Origin of the sequence: Methylobacterium oxalidis (genome assembly GCF_007992195.1) — a bacterium.
GTDB classification, from domain to species: domain Bacteria; phylum Pseudomonadota; class Alphaproteobacteria; order Rhizobiales; family Beijerinckiaceae; genus Methylobacterium; species Methylobacterium oxalidis.
Genome location: NZ_BJZU01000256.1, coordinates 1 through 2,114, shown reverse-complemented (window position 1 = coordinate 2,114; position 2,114 = coordinate 1). Strand labels below are relative to the sequence as shown.

The window sequence follows — 2,114 nt, the reverse complement described above, 5'->3', positions numbered from 1 at the left end:
TTATTCCGCTGCGCGATGATCACACCCTCGTGCGGTGCAAGCGTGACCTGCAGTTCGGTGCGTTCGCCCTCCCGCTCGCGTTCCGTGCTGAGGACGATCCTGCCTCGGCCGGGCACGGGGACAGTTACGTCCGAGGCGCTGAGGTTCAGCGCCACAACCACTCCGGATCGGTCGAGCCACCGCGCGAATGAAAACACGCCACCCTCGCTGCTCAGGCGGCGGTAGCAGCCGGCCAGAAGTTCCGGCCCACGGCGGGAGCCTGCCGATTGGCATTGAGCACCATCTTCTCCTCGGCGAGTTGCGGCTAGCTGATCGGATTTGCTGGGAGGCCTGAACTCAAGTGCCACATTTGTTGTGGCACCTCCGTCGCCCGTACTGGCGACTGCCATTCTTAGTGGCTCATCATGCAACACACCGGAGCTGCCTCTAGCAGATCGCGTGTGACGCTCCCAAAGATCACCTCGCGCATGCGGGAGTGCCCGTAGGCGCCGGCGATGATCAGCTCGGCTGCCTCTTGTCTCGCTACTGTCATGATTTCGGAAGCGATCCCCCCTCGCGGAACCGGGCGCACCTGCCTGATCCGAGTAATGCCATGCTGTGCAAGGTACTCGCTCAGTTGGTGCTGGCCGCCGGAGTCCGCCTCGCCACCAACGGCAGCGATGATGACTTCCTCCGCCTCCTTGAGAAAGGGCAAGCCATCCTTGACTGCGCGGCGGGCTTCGCGTGTGTCCTTCCAGGCAATCACGATCCGATGCAGAGCGATCTCGTTGACGAATGGAGGCGCGACAAGCACCGGGCGGCCGAGATGCAAGATCAGTTCGCCAGGATCGATGCGGCAACACCAATCATGCATACTCTCTTCATGGTAGCGGTTGACGACGATGAGGTCGGCAGAACTGGCTTGGCTGACGAGGAACGTGAACGGATCTGCGTGGGCCGAGCGCCAGTGCGTGCCCTCGAAATCGCTGGTTGCGCGGCGAAACTCGGTCTCTACCTGCGCCATTTCCTCCAACAAGCAGTCGGTGGCGGTGACCGCAATTCGCTCGTTGATGTAAGCGCCCCGGCCGTAGAGCTGCATCGTTAGGGCTTCCCGCGCGGCTATGCCCCACAGCCGGGCTTTGAAGCGCTTGGCTAAGCTTTGAGCCAAGTTGAGTCGGCTGATGGTGTAGGGGCCCGGGTCCAGAGGCACCATCACGCTCGCGAACGTCACCGCAAAGCTCCATTTGCCCCGGCAATCGAAAGAGGCAGTTTTTATTCTGCCTTCCTACATTTTGTCTTCACTAAAGTACTCCTTAGTCACGCACTCGGGTAGTTGCTTCGGCTAACGGGCTGCATTGCACGCGGTACAGGGCAGGCTGCCGCGTATTTCACTGGAGAACAGGCCATAGGGAAATGATGAGGTGAGGGCTGAAGAAACCCGTGAAGTCGCCCGGAGAGGTGCGGCTCGCGCAGCAGGAATACAGCCAAGCTCCATAGAGCAATGGCTCTTACCTCATGAAATGAAAAGATCTTGCCCCCCGCCGAGTAAGCTCATCTTCCGCTATGTCTGGCCGAGCTGCACTTTGACTACGCCCGGTTCTTCGGTGTCAATGTTGGCTTGGTTGGTCCGGAACCAGTGCGACGCGGCGTGTGGTAGGTCAGCGCTGCGTGTTGCGGGCTGGGATTGCGTACCTTGGAGGGTCGTCCGCTCTCGCGCATCTGCCGGTCAGCTTCAGCCCAGGATGGCAATGCCGCCTCCGACTGCATCCAGTGCACGACGGACGCTTCGTCGCACCAGTCAAGCAGGCGCGGCATGACAATGCGGTGCGCGCCAGTCGTCATGTATCGGCGCATGTTCTCCTCCCCGTCCCAAGTCGTCATGGTCCAGAAGGTCCAGTGCCGGTCGATTAACAGCGAACCGCCTTGAAAGCCGCGTGCATGCTGGACCTGCTTGCGCGAGCGCCACACATGCAGAGCGAACGTAGGCAGGAAGCGGAACGAGCGGACCCGGAGGCGGGTAATGCTGATCAATGGCATGCTGGTCGTCTCGCCTCGGCACAGGAGGGATACACAGCTGCATAGGTAGACGCGCGTACGGCTGCCACTGTGTCCTTGGCTGCCTTCTCGTTCTAGGG

Annotated in this window: 3 protein-coding genes; all 3 read right to left on the bottom strand. The window is 61.1% G+C overall.

Going from position 1 to position 2,114, the window contains the following annotated elements:
* A partial coding sequence (locus MOX02_RS30305) for a DUF3459 domain-containing protein (RefSeq protein WP_147029463.1) occupies positions 1-389 on the bottom strand: 389 nt, incomplete at its 3' end.
* Between the two features lie 2 nt (positions 390-391).
* On the bottom strand, positions 392-1,210 hold the full coding sequence (locus MOX02_RS30300) for a universal stress protein (protein ID WP_147029462.1): 819 nt from the start codon (positions 1,208-1,210) through the stop codon (positions 392-394).
* Positions 1,211-1,566: 356 nt separating this feature from the next.
* Complete coding sequence (locus MOX02_RS30295; protein WP_147029461.1) at positions 1,567-2,016, bottom strand: DUF3291 domain-containing protein; 450 nt, start codon at positions 2,014-2,016, stop codon at positions 1,567-1,569.
* Positions 2,017-2,114: the final 98 nt, after the last annotated feature.